The organism is Haloferax sulfurifontis ATCC BAA-897 (assembly GCF_000337835.1).
In the GTDB taxonomy this organism is placed as follows: Archaea; Halobacteriota; Halobacteria; order Halobacteriales; family Haloferacaceae; genus Haloferax; species Haloferax denitrificans.
The window spans coordinates 1-17,097 of sequence record NZ_AOLM01000011.1 but is presented as its reverse complement, the minus strand read 5'-3'; the positions used below and the strand labels follow the sequence as shown (position 1 = coordinate 17,097).

Sequence of the window (17,097 nt, the reverse complement as noted above, 5' to 3'; positions counted from 1 at the left end):
CGTTCAGCGGGCGGCTACGACGAGTTCAGGATGTCGCGGACGCGCCGGGGTTCGCCGGAGAGCGCGGGTTCCTTCTCGACGATTTTCAGCACTTCGTGGTCGGTCACGTCGGGGTAGGACTTCCCGATGGCCTCCTCGATGAGCGCTTTTTCGAGGCGGAACTCCGTTCCCTCGTAGACCACGTCTACGCCGTCGTCGTCGAAAGAGAGAATCGTCATACCTCTCGTTGTATCCCGCGCGTAGTTAAATACGCGTCGTCGCCGGGAAACCGGTGGCCTCCGTCGTGTCTGACGGTTGTCTTGCGGACGGTTTATTACGGCACGGGTGTTGGTTCGGAGCGTGTCACTGGGTACGGACCCGCTCGATGCGCTCGAAATTCCCGACGGGACGACGGTCGAGGAACACGACCTCGTCACGGACGGCGACGTGGTCGTCGGCGGGCAGAGCACCGTCGAGTTCGGCGTCCGCGGCCGGAACGTCCTCGCGGGCGAGCGCGTCACCTTCGGCGGCGACATCGAGGCCGAGGCCGACTGCCGACTCGATATGCTCGACGACGTGGCCGGTAACGTCCTCGTCGGCAACGACGCCTACCTCGGCGAGCGCGTCCACATCGCCGGCCGCCTGATGGTCTCGGGCGACCTCGACATCGGCGACGACGTCGACATCGAAGAGGGGTTCGAGGCCAACGGCTGGATCGTCATCCGCAACCCGATTCCGACGCTCGTGTTCTACTTCATCGTCCTCTCGCAACTCCTCCGACTCGGCGAGGACGAGGCGGCCGACGAACTCGCCGAGACGCTCTCGGGCGAGTCGCCGCACGACCCGCTCGTGATTCCCCGGAACGCCACCGTCTCCGACGACGCGTGGCGCGTCTCGACGCCCGCTCACGTCGGTTCCGACTGCCGCATCCACGGCAACATCCGCGCGAAGTCCATCGACCTCGCGGAGGACAACAACGTCTTCGGGAGCCTCCGCGCCCGCGACGACATCGTCGTCGGGAGCGGGACGCGCATCCACGGCGACGTGACCACGCGAAACGGCGAGGTCCGCATTCACGAGGGCGCGCGCGTCCTCGGCGACGTGTCCTGTCACGACCTCGTGCTCGAAGCCGGCGCGCACGTCGACGGGACGATGCGCGCCCGCGGCGAGATGCGCATCCACCGCGACAACCTCCCCCGAGAGGCGGAGTAGCCGGCGTCGCGTCCGGCCGACCGACCGACCGCGACACCCGTGGGCCGCGATAGCAACAGTCGCCGTTTGTGCCTACCCAACGATTAATCCCTCACGTCGAGAGTGTCGCCTATGGACAATCGACTGAAACTTCTCTCGGTCGCCCTCCTCGTCGTCCTCGCCGGGTGTACCGGCGGCGCGGCGGACGGCGGTGCGGGCGGGTCGGAGAGCGTGTCTCTCGCCGCCGACGCGGGCGGTTCCACCGAGGCCGAACAGGCGGGCGGCGACGACCTCCCGCAGGCCCAGCGGCGGGCGGTCATCAGGAACGGCCAGATAGAACTGACCGTCGACGAGTTCAACGAGTCGCGCGACGCGGTCGAATCGACCGCCGAATCCTACGGCGGTTACGTCAGCGACTCCAACGAGTACGTCAACCGCCGGAGCGGCGGCACCTACCGCTCGGGCCAACTCGTCGTGCGCGTCCCCTCCGAGGACTTCTCGGCGTTCATGTCCGATATGAAGGACCTCGGTGAGGTCGAGCGCGTCGAGACGGACTCGCAGGACGTGACCGACCAACTGGTCGATATCGAAGCGCGGCTGAGCAACCTCCGCGCCCAGCGCGACCGCCTCCGCGACCTCTACGAGTCGGCCAACACGACCGAGGACGTGCTCGCGGTCGAAGAGCGCCTGACCGAGGTCCAGACCGAAATCGAGCGACTCGAAGCCCAGAAGCAGTCGCTCGAAGACCGCGTCGCCCTCTCGACGGTCCGCGTCTCGCTGTCCGAGCGACCGCCCGGCCCGGCGAACTGGTACGACACGCCGGTCTTGCAGGCGTTCTCCGAGTCGGTCAACGGCGCGTTCGTCGCCCTCCGGGCGCTCGTCGTCGCCGTCGCCTACGCGGTCCCGTACCTCGTCGTCTTCGGCGGTCTCCTCGCGATTCTCGGGAGCGGGGTGGTGCTCGCCGGCCGCGCCGCGTTCAGGCGACTGACGGACTGACCCCTCACGTTTCCCTCGTCGCTCGCGCTCCCTCGCACGCGAGCGTTTTTCCGCGTCCGCGACCATCGTCGAGCCATGCTCTCTCTCGCGTTAGCCGGCAAGCCGAACGCCGGCAAATCGACGTTCTACACGGCCTCGACGCTCGCCGAGGTCGACGTGGCGAACTACCCCTTCACGACTATCGACGCGAACCGCGGCGTCACGCACGCTCGGACCCGTTGTCCCTGTCTCGACCGCGACGAGCGCTGTGGCAACTGCGAGGACGGCATCCGCTACGTTCCGGTCGAACTCGTGGACGTTGCGGGCCTCGTCCCCGGCGCGCACGAGGGTCGCGGCCTCGGCAACCAGTTCCTCGACGAACTGACGAACGCCGACGCCATCGTCAACGTCGTCGACGCCTCCGGCGGGACGAACGCCGAGGGCGAACCCGTCGAGGTGGGGAGCTTCGACCCCGTCGAGGAGGTCGACTTCATCGAGGAGGAACTCGAACAGTGGCTCGCGGGCATCGTCCACAAGAACTGGGAGTCCGTGGTCCGCAAGTCGCGGTCGCCCGACTTCGACATGGACGACGCCCTCTCGGACCTCCTGACGGGCGTCGGCGCGAGCGAACACGACATTGCCGCGGTCCTGCGAGAACTCGACTACTCGCCGAACCCCCGAGACTGGGAGGACGCTGACCGCGTCGAACTCGCCCGCGCGATTCGCCAGCGGACCAAGCCAATCGTCCTCGTCGCCAACAAGGTCGACATCGCGCCCCCGGAGAACCTCGAACGACTCGCCGAGACCGGAAAGCCCGTCATCGCCGCGACCGCGGACGGCGAACTCGCGCTCCGGCGGGCCCGCGAGGCGGGCATCATCGACTACCACCCCGGCGACGACGACTTCGAACTCGTCGGCGACGTGAGCGGCGCACAGGAAACGGGTCTCGAACGCATCCGCGACCTGATGGGCGAACACGGCGGCACCGGCACGCAGGAGGCCATCGACACCGCGGTCTACGACGTGCTCGACCGTATCACGGTCTACCCGGTCCAAAACGAGTCGAAGTGGACCGACGGCACGGGCAACGTCCTCCCCGACGCCTTCCTCCTCCCACGGGGGTCGACGCCGCGGGACCTCGCGTACGCGGTCCACTCCGACATCGGCGACGGCTACCTCCACGCGGTCGACGCGAGGGAGAAACGCCGCATCGCCGAAGACCACGAACTCGAAGAGGGCGACGTCATCAAAATCGTCTCGACGGCGAAGTAACTGTCAACGCACTGTTTTTCTCGGGGTTCTTGTCGCATCTTGTGGGTCAGAAACCCGTCCGACACGCCACAGGTAAACCAAAAGTCGCTATACAGAATTGATTGGTTGGGGGCGATCAGTTCGTAGCGTGTAGAACCTCTGTAACAGTCGTGGGGGGCGAATTTGAAATCGGCCATCGGAAGACCGCAGACGAACTGCTCAACGAGCCATGAGCATCGTGTTCGAACCACCTCCCCGAGACAATGCGGATATCTGATTCCAGCCGGAGAGCGGGCTCCGGTCGATAGTGGAGTTGAATCGTCGCAGGCCACTCGGTGGACGGACTGTGCGATATCTCGAAAGACAGCACGTTGCGAGTCATTCATGGGAGCCGTCAGTACTAGTCGTTCTCCCGCGCTTGAGGGGGCGATTCCGAGGATACTCTTAGGCTGTCGAACCGGAGCGTTCGAAGGGACGAAAATCAATCCGCATCAAACGAACGGTTCTCCACGATAAGAAATGAAGGTGAGTTATCCCAGTGGAGCGCCAACTACGAGTATGTCCTACGAGGCGTCTTTCGAGATAGACTCGAAGACCGATTCGTACGCCGCTCGGCGCATGCTGGCGCAGGTGTACGATACTATTCGAGAAGAATCGCGGAGCGTCCGAGAAGAGACGGACGACGCCGACGAACTCTTGGAAGAGTTCCGTACGCTTCGAGACGCAGCGAAGCGGCCCACACCGGGGCGGCTGACCATCATCTACGAACAATACGACGACGACTTCGCGGACTGAGGGCGCGGACGCTCCCCTTGGAATCGGTCCAGTTACGTCTGTGACTCGGCGTGTCGCGTGCGTCGCCGCCGGGACGAGCACAGCCATGGATCTGACGTGTCTGCCCGAACGGCCTCGAACCACCGGGAGTTCACAAGGCCGTCTGTCACTGTCCTCAACGAACGGGCGAGAGAGCGTGAGTATCGAGGGATAGTACAGACGGAATCGGAAGCGTGGTCACCCGCGATTCGTGGACACGCTGACCGCAGAAGACCGAGCGGTATCCGTCCCTACAAGTGTCCGGGTGTCCGTAATCGACTATGGTAGACCTGATTTCTCTCGGCGGACTGCTCCTCGCCTTCTTCCTCGTCGTCATGAACGGAGTCTTCGTCGCGGCGGAGTTCGCGTTCGTCAAAGTCCGTCCCACGCAGGTGAACGCGCTCGTCGAACGCGGGAGACCGGGCGCGCCCCTCGTGCAGGACGTCATCCAGAACCTGGACGACTATCTGGCTGTCAGTCAACTCGGTATCACGCTCTCCTCGCTCGGTCTCGGCTGGATCGGTGAACCGGCTGTCGCAGCGCTCATTGACCCCGTCCTCGGCCAGGTGCTCCCTGCGGACACAGTCCATCTCGTCGCGTTCGTCCTGGGCTTCGGGTTCATCACGTTCCTCCACGTGGTGTTCGGCGAACTCGCACCGAAGACGTTCGCCATCCAAGAGGCCACGCGTGTCTCGCTCCTCCTCGCCCCGCTCATGAAGTTCTTCTACTACGTGTTCGTGCCCGGCATCATCGTCTTCAACGGCACGGCCAACTACTTCACCCGCCTCGTAGGTGTCTCCCCGGCCTCCGAGAGCGAGGAGACCCACTCCGAATCTGAGATTCGGATGATCCTCACCCGCTCGGAGGAGACGGGACACATCGACCTCGACGAGGTTGAAATGATCGAGAGCGTCTTCGAACTCGGAGATACGGTCGCCCGCGAGGTCATGGTCCCGCGGCCAGACGTGGAAACCGTGACCGCCTCGATGCCGCTCTCGGAACTCCGGTCGATTGCCGCCACCGGGTCGTACACGCGCTATCTCGTGCTCGACGAGGACGGGAATCAACCGCTTGGATTCGTCCACGCCAAGGACATCCTGCGAGCGAGCGAAACCGGGACGGACCCGGACGGCACGGTCACGGCACGTGAACTCGCACGAGCGGTCCTCACGGTCCCGGAAACGCGTCGGATCGACGCGATTCTCGCCGACTTTCAGACGCGTGGCGAAGGCCAGATGGCCGTCGTCGTCGACGAGTGGGGTGTCTTCGAGGGCATCGTGACCATCGAAGACATCCTCGAAGAAATCGTGGGCGATATCCAGGACGAATTCGATACCGATGCGCAGGAGCGGTCCATCGAGAAGCGAGACGACGGAGCGTACGTCGTCGACGGAGGAATTTCCATTCAGGACGTAAACGATAGGCTCGACACGCGATTGGAGAGCGACGATGTCGAGACGATCGGTGGGCTGGTCTTCAGCCGTCTCGGCAGAGTTCCCGAAGTGGGAGACCAAATCCAACAGAACGGATACGTCCTTCGGGTCGAGGCCGTCGATGACGCTCGAATCGAACGGCTCGTGATTCACGAGGCCGAGTCAGGTGAAGAGACGGACGGTGAGTAGTAATTCGAAACGGAAACGGAAACGAGCCCAGCGCGGTCCAAGAGCCGCGATTCGGATTGTCCGATTATCACTGCAGACGTCCACGTCCCGGAGCCGGCTGGTGCCAGAAGACGATGCTGTCGGAACTCGAAATCTGAATCAACGGTTGGGATGTGTCCCTAACGCAGGCTCATCACCGTTCGCGGCGCTCTGATTCACCGCACGAACGTTGATTGACCTGGCCGTCCTTCTAGAACTATGGCAGAATTCCCAGACGAGCGCCAGCTCGTACTCCGTGCGCGGTCCCAGCTGGACCAGTGGACGAGAGATGCGCGAATGGAGGCGTACACTGAACTGTTCGAAGGTGACGACGCCATCCTCTCCCCCGGAGAGGTCCAACTGGTCGACGCGCTCGACTCCGAACTGGAGCGAGAGGGCGGGGATGGTGTCTGGGGAACTGACCAATACGGAATCCACACGGCTGGAACTTCGAGTTCGGATACCTCGCTCGGCGTCGTTTGTGTGTATCACCCCCAGATAACCAAAGACTCCGTCCTTCGTGGGGCCGACGACCTCGATGACGAGACCGAAGAGCGACTCAACGCGGCGCTCTGGCGGTACAGTGAGCGGGTTGCGACGCTCATCGAAGAAGCACTCGACGAGTTCATCCGTCAGACTCGGGGGTAAGCCCCGGTCGCATCCACGTTCAGATGACGCCCCGAACTCGCTTTGACTAGGGGAGTGTGCCGGCCAGCAACGGTTGCCCGCTTGTAGCTACCGATTCGATTACCTACCGAGCCACCAGCCATAGAGCTGTGCCTGCTCGTCAGTGACGGGGCGCTTCTTCGACTGGCCGTAGGTCTTCCCCTTGAGAAGCTGGCGTTCGACAGCGTTCGCAGCCAGACGGAGGGCGTGGGAAGCACCGTACCCCTCCCCGTCGGCCGTGAAGTAACCGCGGTCGGTGACCAGCCGAATCCGCGCCAGCACCAGCGGCACGCCCCGCGATTGTTCCTTGTGCTCCTGCAGTTCGATACTGGCCTTGATCACGCTCATCTCGCCGTACTTCGAGGCCATGTCCTCGATGAGTGCGGAGACGTCGTCGTAGTCCATCCCCTCCAGCAGTTCAAGGCCGAACACCTGCACGGCGTTCCGGTCGTTTCGCTCCCAGGTGAGCGCCTCGATGACGTCCGTCTTCGTGATGATGCCGACCGGCTCACCGGTCCCGTCGGCCGTGACGATGAGCGAGGATATCTCCCGCTCGAACATCGTCTCGACGACCTCGTCGAGCGGAGCGCTCCGCTCGACGGTGAAGACCGCGTCGGACATCAGGTTCCGTACCGGTAGATCGAGCATTCGGTCGGAATCGCCCTCGCGCGCCCCGAACCCGCCACGGTTCTGTCGGCCACCGCCGCGGCCACTGGAGCCACCCGACCCGCCTTGGCTCTTCTGACCGCCCCGCGTCGTGAACTCGATGACGTCGTACAGGCTCAGCATGCCCGCGAGGTCGTCCCCGTCGACGATCGGGAGATGGTCGATTCCGGCTTCTCGGAGCAGGTTGAGCGCTTTCCCGATCGTGGTCTCAGGGGTCGCACTGACCAATTCCGCCGTGTAGGCGTCGTCGACAGTCACCGCGTCGAGAAACGGTCGAACGGCTTCGAGCACGGCATCGCCAGTCACCACACCGACGACACGGTCGTCGCGGAGTACGGGGAGCGTTTTGGCGTCGCTCCCGACCATGAGTCGCGCGACCTCGCGGACGTCCTCGGTGCGGTCGACAGTCGGGACGTGCTGGACCTGTGAGCCGACCTTCGCGGACGGCTGATTGGACGAGGACGCCAGCTGTCGGCGGCTCACGATACCGCGATATTCGTCGCCGTCCGTTACGACGACGGCATCGAGTTCCTGGTTCTCGAACGCCCCGGCGACTTTCGAGAGAGGGGTTCCGATGTCGAACTCGGTGAACTTCGTTGAGAGTATCTCGGAGATATCCATAAGTAACTCTCTAGTGTGAGGAGTGCAGGACGGTTATGCCTGTCCCAACCCTGATATCTGAGAGGCGGCCGAACGCGGGAGACGGAGCCGCCGTCAGTTCGGTCGACGCGCGGCTCGCGAATCGAGATTCGCGGCGGAAAACAGCGGTTCGTCGCGGCGGCTCAGAGGTCCTTGGCGACGCGAAGCTCCGAGTCGGTGACCGTCTCGACCGACTCGGCCGGGACCTCGATGTCGTCGCCGTCGGCGTCGCCGAAACCGAGGCCCTGCAGGACCGCCTCGGCGAGGTCCGGGTCGGGTTCGACGTACGCGATTTGGGCGTCCGCGTCGACCTCGGTCACGATTCCGATCTGTTCGGCCTCCTCGTCCATGAGGAACTTCCCTTCGTCGGCAGTCGAGAGAACTGACATTCGACCAAGCGTTGTGCCCGAGTGACATAATATCCTGCGGCCGGCACGAACGCTGATACCTTCTGCCCGCGTACGGAGCGCATGACAATCGGTTCACAGGTCGTCGAGGCCGACGCCCGCCGGCTCCCGCTGTCGGAGACGCGGGTGCTCCTCGGCGTCGGGCTGGCGATTGCCCTCGTCGCGGGCCTCGTCTTCCGCGTCGTCGGCCAACTCGTGTTGGTCCCCTCCCGTCCGCTGGTCACGGCCGCGGTGTTCGCGCTGACGGTCCCCGCGATGTGGGCGCTCGCGGTCGGGGTCTTCCGGTGGCGCGGGCTCTCCGGCGGCGCGCGGCGGGAGGCGGCGGTGTTGCTCGTCGTCCCCGGGATGCTCGTCGACGCGGTCTCGACGGCGCTGTTCTCGGTCGTCTACCCGAACATGGGCCTCGGAGCCGCGGGGCTCTTCGGCGGGCTGTTGCTCTTGGCGTACGCGACGGTGCTGGTCGCGGGGTTCGTCGGGCGGTGAAAAAGAGCGGGCGACCGGGTTAGTCGGACGACGACCCGAACGCGTTCGGAACGCTCACGTCGGCGTGCTGGGAGAGATAGTAGGCGGCGACGAAGAGCGTGAGGACGCCGACGCCGAGGAGCGCGAGGGGGCCGACGCCGTAGCCGGAGACCGTGAGCGTGCTCACGCCGTAGCCGTCCGCGAGGAACAGCCCCGTGGCGACCGTTCCGCTCAGCAGTGCGTACGGAATCTGCGTGTTCACGTGGTCGACGTGGTCCGCGCCGGCGAACATCGACGAGAGGACCGTCGTGTCGCTGATGGGCGAACAGTGGTCACCGAACAGCGAGCCGGTGAGGATAGCGCCGATGGCACCGGGGAGCGGCGCGCCGAGCTGGTAGGCAAGCGGCACCGCGACGGGGAACATGATACTCATCGTCCCCCACGACGTGCCGATGGAGAACGAGATGATGGCCGCGGCGAGGAAGACGACCGCGGGCAGGAGTTCGGGCGTGATGACGCCCTCGGCGACGCTGACGACGAACGGACCGACGCCGAGCGCCTGACTGACGCCGCCGATGGTCCACGCCAGCGAGAGGACGGCCACGGGGAACATGACCATCTTGAAGCCCTCGAAGATGGCGTCGCTGACGGCTTCGAGTTGGACGCGGGCGTGGCCGACGAGGATGGCGAGCAGTAGCGCGCACGCCGAGAAGACTCCCCAGAGGATGGCGTCGGCGGTGGCCGCTCCCTTCAGCGCCTCGACGGGTGCCAATTCGGGCCAGCCGCCGGAGTACAGCAGGCCGAAGCCGGTGACGGCGACGAGCGTGACGATGGGCGCGGCGAAGTACCACCAGCGCGAGTCGACGTGGTCGGGCGTGACGATGTCCTCCTCGCGGGTCTCGATGAGGGGGTCGGCGTCGTCGCCGAGGACTTTCCCCTCTTCTTTCGCGCGCCGCTCGGCGCGCTTCATCGGGCCGAAGTCCCAGTCCATCACGACGAGGATGAACACGAGCGCGACCGCGAGCAGGCTGTAGAAGCGGAACGGGATGCTCTGGAGGAACACCACGAAGGCGCTCTGGTCGATGCCGAGCGAGGCGAACTGCTCGCGGATGAGGCCGACCTCGAAGCCGACCCACGTCGAGACGACGGCGACGCTCACCACGGGCGAGGTGGTCGAATCGAGCAGGTACGCGAGCTTCTCGCGGCTGATGTCGAACTTGTCGGTGATGGGGCGCATCACCGAGCCCGTAATCATCGTGCTCGCGTAGGAGTCGACGAAGATGAGCATCCCGAGGACGCTCGTCCCCAACGCGGCCTGTTTCCGGGTCTTGATGCGGGCGATGATGCGCTGTGCGAGCGCGTTCATCCCGCCCGAGAGGAATATCATCCCGAGCATCGCGCCCGAGAGGAACGTAAACAGGAGGAGTTTGCTGTTGAACGACTCGGTCACGTTGTTGATGACCAACTGGAGGGAGTACGCCGCCCCGCCGATGGGGTTCCATCCCACCAGGATGGTCGCACCGATCCAGATGCCGGTGAAAAGCGAGAGGAGCACCTGCCGGCTGACCAGCGTCAGCACGATTGCGAAGAGCGCCGGTAGCAGGCTGATGACTCCCTGCGTCTCTGCGGGCATGACAAACGTTTCGTCACTGACTCCCGAATTTAACGGTTTTCACTTCGAACGCCGAGAATAAGACGTATCGGATGCCTCTCGTTGTCGTGGTTCGACCAGCGAATCGACCGAATGTGGACGCGTGAGCGCCTCAGACGACCGCGTCGTACGCCTCGCCCATGATTTCGATGGCCTCGCGGAGCGACTCGGTGTCGGTCGCGTACGACAGGCGGGCGTAGCCGTGACCGTGTTCGCCGAACGCCTCGCCGGGGACGATAATGACGCCGCGGTCGATGCACTCGTCGACGAAGCCCTCGGGGACCTCGGGCATGACGTAGAACGCGCCGCCCGGCGACGGGACGGTGAGACCGATGTCCTCCAGCCCCTCGACGACGAGGTCGCGGCGCTCGCGGAACGTCTCGGTCATCTCCTCGATGCGGTCCTGCGGGCCGCTGAGCGCGGCTTCGGCGGCGAACTGGGCCGGTGCGGAGGCGCACGCCTGCACGTACTGGTGGACGCGGAGCATGCGCTCGACCCGGCGGGTGGAGCCGTACACCCAGCCGAGCCGCCAGCCGGTCATCGAAAACAGCTTCGAGGCCGAGTTGACGACGACGACGTTGTCGGTCTCGGCGAACTCGATGGGCGAGCGGTGTTCGCCCTCGAAGACGGTGTACTCGTACACCTCGTCGGAGATGCAGAGCACGTCGTGTTCGTCGGCGATGCGGGCGAACTCGGCGATGTCGTCGGGCGGCGAGACCGCGCCCGTCGGGTTGCCGGGGCTGTTGACGACGAACGCCGCGGTGTCGTCGGTGATGGCGTCTTCGACCGCCTCGGGGTCGAGCGTCAGGTCGTCGCGGAGGGGGACCGGAACCGGGTCGCCCCCGGCGAGTTTCGTGAGGGCGTCGTAGGAGACGAAGCCGGGGTCGGGGATGATGACCTCGTCGCCCTCGTTCACGTGCGCCTCGATGGCGATGTGGAGCGCCTCGCTCCCTCCGGCCGTGGCGATGACGTCGTCGGGGTCGAGGTCGACGCCCTGGTCGCGGCGGTGCTTCTCGGCGATGGCCTCGCGCAGGCTCGGAAGTCCCTTGTTGCCGGTGTAGCCGTCGGCCTCGCCGGCCTCGATGGCCTCGATGGCCGCCCGTCGAGCGTGGTCCGGGGCCGGGAAGTCGGGCTGACCCAGCCCGAGGTTGATAGCGTCTTCGCCAGCCGCCTCGAACACCTTGCGAATGCCGCTGATGGAGATGCGCTCCACCCGGTCGGAGAAGTGCGTCATATCCTATCCGGTGTCGCCGTTCGGGATAGTTCTTCCCACGCAGGGCCGCGGCCGACCCGTTGTCTCGGTGACGTGACCGCCGTCGTTTATCGGAGATTACGGCCGCTATCTGGGAGGCGTCGATTCGGAAAAACCGACCGCTGTAACCCCCGACTACGGCCGCAGACCGGAGTTTCTCCGGCTTCGGCGCGTCATCTACCGCGTCTATCGTTACCGGGTACGCGTCCGGAATAAGGCGCTGATTCGTAACGAGGACAATGACAGAGGCACCACGCTCGACTTCGATTAGCCGTAGACGATTCCTGCAGGGCTCCGGCCTCGCCGCGACCGCCGGCCTCGCGGGCTGTCTCGGTGGCTCCGGCGGGGGCGGGCTGGACGAACTCAACGTCGCCTACATGCCCATCTACCCGGACATGCAGTACTTCGTGATGGAAGAAGAGGGGCTGTTCGACCAGCTTTCGGTCCCGGTCGCGGGCAAGAAGTTCTCCGACGGTCCGAGCATCGTGCAGGCGTCGGCGACGGGCGACTTCGACGTGATGATGTTCGGCATCGTCCCGGCGATGATTGTCATGGACAAGGGCATCCCCGCGAAGATAACCGCGGCGAACATCAAGAACGCGATGGAGATTCTCGCCACCGACGAGTTCGCCGCGCTGTGGGAGGAACACGGCAAAGACGCCTTCGCCGAGTTCGAGGCGCAGAAGGGACGCAAGTTCACGTTCGGCACATTCCCGCCGGGGTCGGTCCCCGACATCCTGCTCCGCTACTGGATTCAGAACACGCTCGGGCTCGACCCCGAGGAGGACGTGAACATCAAGGGCCTCGGCGGCGCGGCCGCGGTCCAGCAGGCGCTCCTCTCGAACAACGTCGACGGCACGAGCATCATGGAGCCCGTGCCGACGGTCATCGACGCCAACGACGCGCCGTTCCAGTCCATCGCGTGGGCGGGCGACTTCATGCCCGGCCAGCCCGCGGCGGTCACGCTCATGCACGACCGCCTCCGACAGGACAACCGCGACCTCGCCACGGAGTTCGTCGAACTCCACCGGCAGGCGACGAACTTCGTGGCCGACAGCCCCGACAGCGCCGCCGAGCACGCGAGCTCGGTCATCGGCGAGAGCGCGCTCCCGGTCGAGACCGCCCGCGCGGCGCTCGACTCGCCCGCCTCCGACTTCATCACCGACCCCCGCGACATCGAAGGCGGGGCCGAAATCTTCGCCGACTACGCCCAGGCGCTCGGGAAGACCGAAGCGCAGTTGAGCATCGACGAGATGTTCGACTACGGTATCTACGACTCGCTATGAGCAACGACGAAGTCGGTGCGGGCGTCACCCTCTCGGAGCCCGAGGCGGACGAGCGACTGCTCGACCGACTCGCGGGGTTGCCCTCGGAACAGACGGGGCTCGCGGTCGCCGGCTTCGCGGGCTTTCTCGCCGTCTGGTACGTCGCCGCGCTGTTCCAGCCGACGTATCTCCTCCCCTCGCCCGTCGAGGTGCTCGCGGCGTTCGTCGTCGAGCTCACCGCGCCGGCCTCGCTGTCGATTCCGTTCACCGGCGTGGAACTCCCGGCGACCCGACTGCTGGTCAAACTGATTCAGAGCCTCTATCACTACGTTCCGGGACTGCTCATCGGGACGTCGCTCGGCGTCTTCGCGGGCGTCGCCATGGGCTGGAACGCCCGCGTCGACAGCGTCTTCACGCCCGTCACGCGCCTCCTCCGCCCGATTCCGCCGCTGGCGTGGATCGGCTTCGCCGTCATCTGGCTCGGCGTCAACCATCAGGGCGCGACGTTCATCGTCGCCATCGGCTCCTTTTGGATTAACTTCTACAGCGCCTACGGCGGCGTCGAGGGGGTCTCCGAGGACCTCAAGGAGGTCGCCGCGACCCTCGGCGTCGACGACGACTGGACGATGATTCGGAAGGTCGTCATCCCGGCGGCCAGCCCCTCTATCATGACCGGCATCCGGACGAGCATCGGCCAGTGTTGGATGATTGTCGTCGCGGCCGAACTCATCGTCGGCGTCGGCGTCGGCTACGAGATTCTCAACACGGCGCAGAACCTCGCGATGGACGTGTCTGTCGCCTACATGCTCGTCATCAGCATCGTCTTCCTCGTGAGCGACGGCCTGTTCCGCCGGGTCGAACGGCGGGTGCTGGAGTGGCGAGCATGAGCGACGACGCGAACGCGGACACGACCGCGGCCGCGACGGGCATCGACGAGGCCGCGAAGGTCAGCGTCGACTCGCTCGGCAAGACCTACGCGTCCGACCGGCGGACGGTCGAAGCCCTCTCCGGCGTGGAGTTCGCCGTCGCGGACGGCGAGTTCGCCTGTATCGTCGGCCCCTCGGGGTGCGGCAAGACGACGCTGTTCCGCGTCATCGCCGGGCTCGAAGACGCGACGACGGGCGCGGTCACCCTCGACGGCTCGCCCGTCACCGGCCCCGGCACCGACCGCGGGATGGTGTTCCAGGAGTACGTGCTGTTCCCGTGGCGAACCGTCAGCGAGAACGTCGCCTTCGGGCTCGAAGAACAGGGCGTCGAGGAACCGGCGCGCTCGGAACGCGTGACGGAGATGCTCGAACTCGTCGGCCTCGACGGCTTCGCCGACGCCTACCCCAAAGAGCTGTCCGGCGGGATGAAACAGCGCGTCGGCATCGCCCGCGCGCTCGCGGTCGACCCCGAACTCCTCCTCATGGACGAGCCGTTCGGCGCGGTCGACGCCCAGACCCGCGACATGCTCCACGGCGAACTGCTCGATATCTGGGCGGAGACGGACAAGACGGTGCTGTTCGTCACCCACGACGTGGAGGAGGCGGTCACGCTCGCCGACCGCGTGGTCGTCATGGCCGCCAACCCCGGCCGCGTCCGCGAAATCGTCTCGGTCGATATCGACCGCCCGCGCGAGCGGACCGAAAGCGAGTTCGCGGAATACGTCGAGCGGATTCGCGGACTCATCGGGGAGTAGTCCGGATTCTACGCGCCCGATTCTCGCGTCTTACTCCCGCGCCTCTCGCAACTCGTCGATGTGTGCGTCGATGACCGACAGCGTCGCGTCGGCGTCGACGTAGCCCTTCTCGTACTCCTTCATCGCGCTGTTGTAGTCGCTGAGGAACTGTGCGACCGCGTCGTCGAGGTCGTCGCTCATACACGTCCGTAGCCCCGCCATCGGATTTGAACCTTCGGCCCGCGGACGGGGGGGCCGGAACCCCGCGGCACTCCGACCCGAATATCCACGGTGGGACCGTCGATTTATCACCGTGCCCCGCCAACGCGCCGGTAGTGACGACCCTCCGCTTCGAGGACGGAACGATTCACCTCGCTACCGACCTCGATATCTCGATTCTCGGCGTCGAAGCCGACCCCCGAAGCGGTGGCTATCGAGCCCCAGCGATGCGGTACGCCGCCATTCGGGACGAATTAGAGCGACGGGGAACCGAGTTCGAAGACACGCTCGCCCTCGACGCCCCCCTCTCGCTTTCGACGACTTACGACCTCCGCGACTACCAGCGCGCCGCCCTCGACGCGTGGCTCGATGCGGACGGCCGCGGCGTCGTGGAACTGCCGACCGGCGCGGGCAAGACGGTGCTCGCGGTCGCCGCGATGGTCGCCCGCTCGGTGCCGACGCTCGTCGTCGTGCCGACCATCGATTTACAGGACCAGTGGATACGCGAACTCGAAACCGAGTTCGACGTGCCGGTCGGGCGCTTCGGCGGCGGCGAACAGACCCAAGAGCCGATTACGGTCTCGACGTACGACTCGGCGTATCTCCGCGCCGACGACGTGGGCGGCGACTTCGGTCTCGTCGTCTTCGACGAGGTGCACCACCTCGGCGGCGAGGGGTATCAAGACATCCCGCGGTTTCTCGCCGCGCCCGCCCGCCTCGGCCTGACGGCGACGTTCGAGCGCCCCGACGGCGCGCACGAGCGCGCCGAGGAACTCGTCGGCCCGCGGGTGTACCGCCTCGACGTGGACGACTTGGCGGGCGACCACCTCGCCGACTACGAGGTCCGCCGCATCGAGGTGGAACTGACGGCCGCCGAGCGCGAGACGTACGACGCGGCACAGGAGACGTTCGTGAACTACCTGCGCACCTCGGGGCTGTCGATGCAGTCGGGGAGCGACTACCAGAAGCTCGTGATGCGCTCGGGCAACGACCCGCGGGCCCGGGAGGCGCTTCTCGCCAAACAGCGCGCCCGCGACGTGATGATGAACTCCGAGGCGAAGGTGGACAAACTGGCCCGGTTGCTCGCGCGGCACCGCGAGGACCGCGTCATCGTCTTCACCGCCTCGACCGACCTCGTCTACCGCATCTCGCGGCGCTTCCTCGTCCCGCCGATAACCAACGAGACCGGCACGAGAGAGCGCCGCGAAATCCTCGACCGCTTCCGCGACGGCACCTACGACACCGTCGTCGCGGCCAACGTGCTCGACGAGGGCGTGGACGTGCCCGACGCCAACGTCGGCATCCTGCTTTCTGGGTCGGGGTCGGAACGCGAGTTCACCCAGCGACTCGGCCGCATCCTCCGGCCGAAGGCCGACGGCGCGACCGCGACGCTCTACGAACTCGTGAGCGTCGAGACTGCGGAAAAACGGGTGGCGGCCCGGCGTCGGTGACCGCGGGAAACTCCTCTCAGACCAGCGAGACGTTCAGGTCGCCGTCTTCTCTGAAGGCGTCGTACCCGAACTCGAACTCGACTGCGAAGTCGGCGGTCCCGCCGGCCGGAACGGCGAGTTCCTGCGACTGCGTCGTGCGTTCGCCGCCGACGGTGACCCGGACTTCGACCGTGGTGAGCCGCTCGGCCCCGCCGTCGTTGAGGACCGACCCGAAGACCCGGAGACGGCCGTCGTCGGTCGCCTCGTAGTCGATATCTTCGATGCGGACCGGGGAGACCTCGGGCGTGTCCCGGGGGTCGCCAGCCGGTGCCGCCGGCGGGTTTCGCGGCCCCGTCGCGCCCGGTAGCGAGCCGAGACAGCCCGACGACAGGCCGACTGAGACCAGTCCGAGGAGGCGTCGTCGCTCCATACGGTGGCGTCCGCCGCGGGCGCAATGAACCTTGTCGTCCGCGTCGTCTCCGTTCTCGGCTTCCGGTCGTCCGACCGTCGCCCCGGACACCTCCGTTGTCTCCGCCGCCCGAGTCGTTTTTGTCCCGCGGCCCCCTCGTGGCGAGCGTGCTGACGAAGGACCTGCTTCGCGTGTCGCGGGCGGGCGGCGGCTATCACCCGCAGTTCGCCGACCGGGGGGACCGCCCGCTGGCCGCGAAGGCCATCGGCGTCTTCCGGCGACACGTCGGCGACGCGCGGGCCGACCTCGACGACGCCCTCGCCGACCTCGAAGCCGAGGCCGACGACTTCAAACTCGCCCGCGGCTTCGCGTCGCTCCTCGACCGCGAGGCGGTGTTCGAGACGACGGCTCCCCTGCCCCCCGCCCGCGCCCGCCGCGCCGCGTTCGAAGCCGCGATGGCGGTCGGCGGCGTGACGACCGACGAGGAGCGAGCCGCGGCGCTCGACCGCGCGGCGTCCTCGC

The 17,097-nt window shown here is 66.1% G+C and carries 19 protein-coding genes; 12 read left to right on the top strand and 7 right to left on the bottom strand.

Going from position 1 to position 17,097, the window contains the following annotated elements:
* Positions 1-14: 14 nt before the first annotated feature.
* Positions 15-218 carry a DUF5800 family protein gene (locus C441_RS06470; protein WP_007274390.1) on the bottom strand — a complete coding sequence of 68 codons (204 nt, stop codon included), beginning with the start codon at positions 216-218 and terminating at the stop codon, positions 15-17.
* A gap of 121 nt (positions 219-339) precedes the next feature.
* Between C441_RS06470 and C441_RS06465 the strand changes: the two genes are divergently transcribed.
* The 6 genes from C441_RS06465 (at position 340) to C441_RS06440 (ending at position 6,497) form a co-directional block, all read left to right on the top strand.
* The gene (locus C441_RS06465) at positions 340-1,191 is read left to right on the top strand and encodes a polymer-forming cytoskeletal protein (RefSeq protein ID WP_049920482.1); all 852 of its coding nucleotides are present in this window, start codon (positions 340-342) and stop codon (positions 1,189-1,191) included.
* Positions 1,192-1,302: 111 nt separating this feature from the next.
* Positions 1,303-2,166, top strand: coding sequence for a DUF4349 domain-containing protein (locus tag C441_RS06460; protein WP_007274388.1), 864 nt, complete (start codon positions 1,303-1,305; stop codon positions 2,164-2,166).
* Between the two features lie 75 nt (positions 2,167-2,241).
* On the top strand, positions 2,242-3,417 hold the full coding sequence (locus C441_RS06455) for a redox-regulated ATPase YchF (protein WP_007274387.1): 1,176 nt from the start codon (positions 2,242-2,244) through the stop codon (positions 3,415-3,417).
* Positions 3,418-3,954: 537 nt separating this feature from the next.
* Entirely contained in the window at positions 3,955-4,191 is a 237-nt protein-coding gene (locus C441_RS06450) for a hypothetical protein (protein ID WP_007274386.1), read from the top strand.
* A gap of 299 nt (positions 4,192-4,490) precedes the next feature.
* Positions 4,491-5,831 (top strand): hemolysin family protein, encoded by a 1,341-nt coding sequence (locus C441_RS06445; protein WP_007274385.1) that lies wholly within the window; start codon positions 4,491-4,493, stop codon positions 5,829-5,831.
* A gap of 237 nt (positions 5,832-6,068) precedes the next feature.
* The gene (locus C441_RS06440; protein WP_007274384.1) at positions 6,069-6,497 is read left to right on the top strand and encodes a DUF7539 family protein; all 429 of its coding nucleotides are present in this window, start codon (positions 6,069-6,071) and stop codon (positions 6,495-6,497) included.
* A gap of 99 nt (positions 6,498-6,596) precedes the next feature.
* Here the strand turns inward: C441_RS06440 and C441_RS06435 are convergent, their stop codons facing one another.
* The gene (locus C441_RS06435; RefSeq protein WP_007274383.1) at positions 6,597-7,802 is read right to left on the bottom strand and encodes a CBS domain-containing protein; all 1,206 of its coding nucleotides are present in this window, start codon (positions 7,800-7,802) and stop codon (positions 6,597-6,599) included.
* A 161-nt stretch (positions 7,803-7,963) separates the two neighbouring features.
* Positions 7,964-8,209 (bottom strand): hypothetical protein, encoded by a 246-nt coding sequence (locus C441_RS06430; protein WP_007274382.1) that lies wholly within the window; start codon positions 8,207-8,209, stop codon positions 7,964-7,966.
* Positions 8,210-8,290: 81 nt separating this feature from the next.
* Here C441_RS06430 and C441_RS06425 point away from each other — a divergent pair, with 81 nt between their 5' ends.
* Positions 8,291-8,710: a DUF5367 family protein gene (locus tag C441_RS06425; RefSeq protein WP_007274381.1), complete on the top strand. Its 420-nt coding sequence runs from the start codon at positions 8,291-8,293 to the stop codon at positions 8,708-8,710.
* A 19-nt stretch (positions 8,711-8,729) separates the two neighbouring features.
* Here C441_RS06425 and C441_RS06420 read toward each other — a convergent pair whose 3' ends face one another.
* Together C441_RS06420 and C441_RS06415 are read right to left on the bottom strand one after the other, a co-directional pair.
* On the bottom strand, positions 8,730-10,322 hold the full coding sequence (locus tag C441_RS06420; protein ID WP_007274380.1) for a Na+/H+ antiporter NhaC family protein: 1,593 nt from the start codon (positions 10,320-10,322) through the stop codon (positions 8,730-8,732).
* Positions 10,323-10,452: 130 nt separating this feature from the next.
* Positions 10,453-11,574, bottom strand: a complete 1,122-nt coding sequence (locus C441_RS06415) for a pyridoxal phosphate-dependent aminotransferase (RefSeq protein ID WP_007274379.1) — start codon at positions 11,572-11,574, stop codon at positions 10,453-10,455.
* 257 nt (positions 11,575-11,831) lie between these two features.
* Here C441_RS06415 and C441_RS06410 point away from each other — a divergent pair, with 257 nt between their 5' ends.
* The 3 genes from C441_RS06410 to C441_RS06400 are packed head-to-tail and all read left to right on the top strand — an operon-like array spanning position 11,832 to position 14,538.
* Positions 11,832-12,878: an ABC transporter substrate-binding protein gene (locus tag C441_RS06410; protein ID WP_007274378.1), complete on the top strand. Its 1,047-nt coding sequence runs from the start codon at positions 11,832-11,834 to the stop codon at positions 12,876-12,878.
* Positions 12,875-13,744, top strand: a complete 870-nt coding sequence (locus tag C441_RS06405) for an ABC transporter permease (RefSeq protein ID WP_007274377.1) — start codon at positions 12,875-12,877, stop codon at positions 13,742-13,744. Before C441_RS06410 ends, C441_RS06405 begins: the two co-directional genes overlap by 4 nt.
* Entirely contained in the window at positions 13,732-14,538 is an 807-nt protein-coding gene (locus C441_RS06400; protein ID WP_007274376.1) for an ABC transporter ATP-binding protein, read from the top strand. Before C441_RS06405 ends, C441_RS06400 begins: the two co-directional genes overlap by 13 nt.
* Positions 14,539-14,568: 30 nt before the next feature.
* Here the strand turns inward: C441_RS06400 and C441_RS19860 are convergent, their stop codons facing one another.
* Complete coding sequence (locus C441_RS19860; protein ID WP_004970650.1) at positions 14,569-14,718, bottom strand: hypothetical protein; 150 nt, start codon at positions 14,716-14,718, stop codon at positions 14,569-14,571.
* 134 nt (positions 14,719-14,852) lie between these two features.
* Between C441_RS19860 and C441_RS06395 the strand changes: the two genes are divergently transcribed.
* On the top strand, positions 14,853-16,187 hold the full coding sequence (locus tag C441_RS06395) for a DEAD/DEAH box helicase (RefSeq protein ID WP_007274375.1): 1,335 nt from the start codon (positions 14,853-14,855) through the stop codon (positions 16,185-16,187).
* Positions 16,188-16,203: 16 nt separating this feature from the next.
* Here C441_RS06395 and C441_RS06390 read toward each other — a convergent pair whose 3' ends face one another.
* Positions 16,204-16,596 carry a hypothetical protein gene (locus C441_RS06390; protein ID WP_049920481.1) on the bottom strand — a complete coding sequence of 131 codons (393 nt, stop codon included), beginning with the start codon at positions 16,594-16,596 and terminating at the stop codon, positions 16,204-16,206.
* Positions 16,597-16,742: 146 nt separating this feature from the next.
* On the opposite strand from C441_RS06390, the gene C441_RS06385 reads away from it, so the two are divergent.
* On the top strand, positions 16,743-17,097 hold a 355-nt coding region (locus C441_RS06385; protein WP_152420715.1), incomplete at its 3' end, for a DUF790 family protein.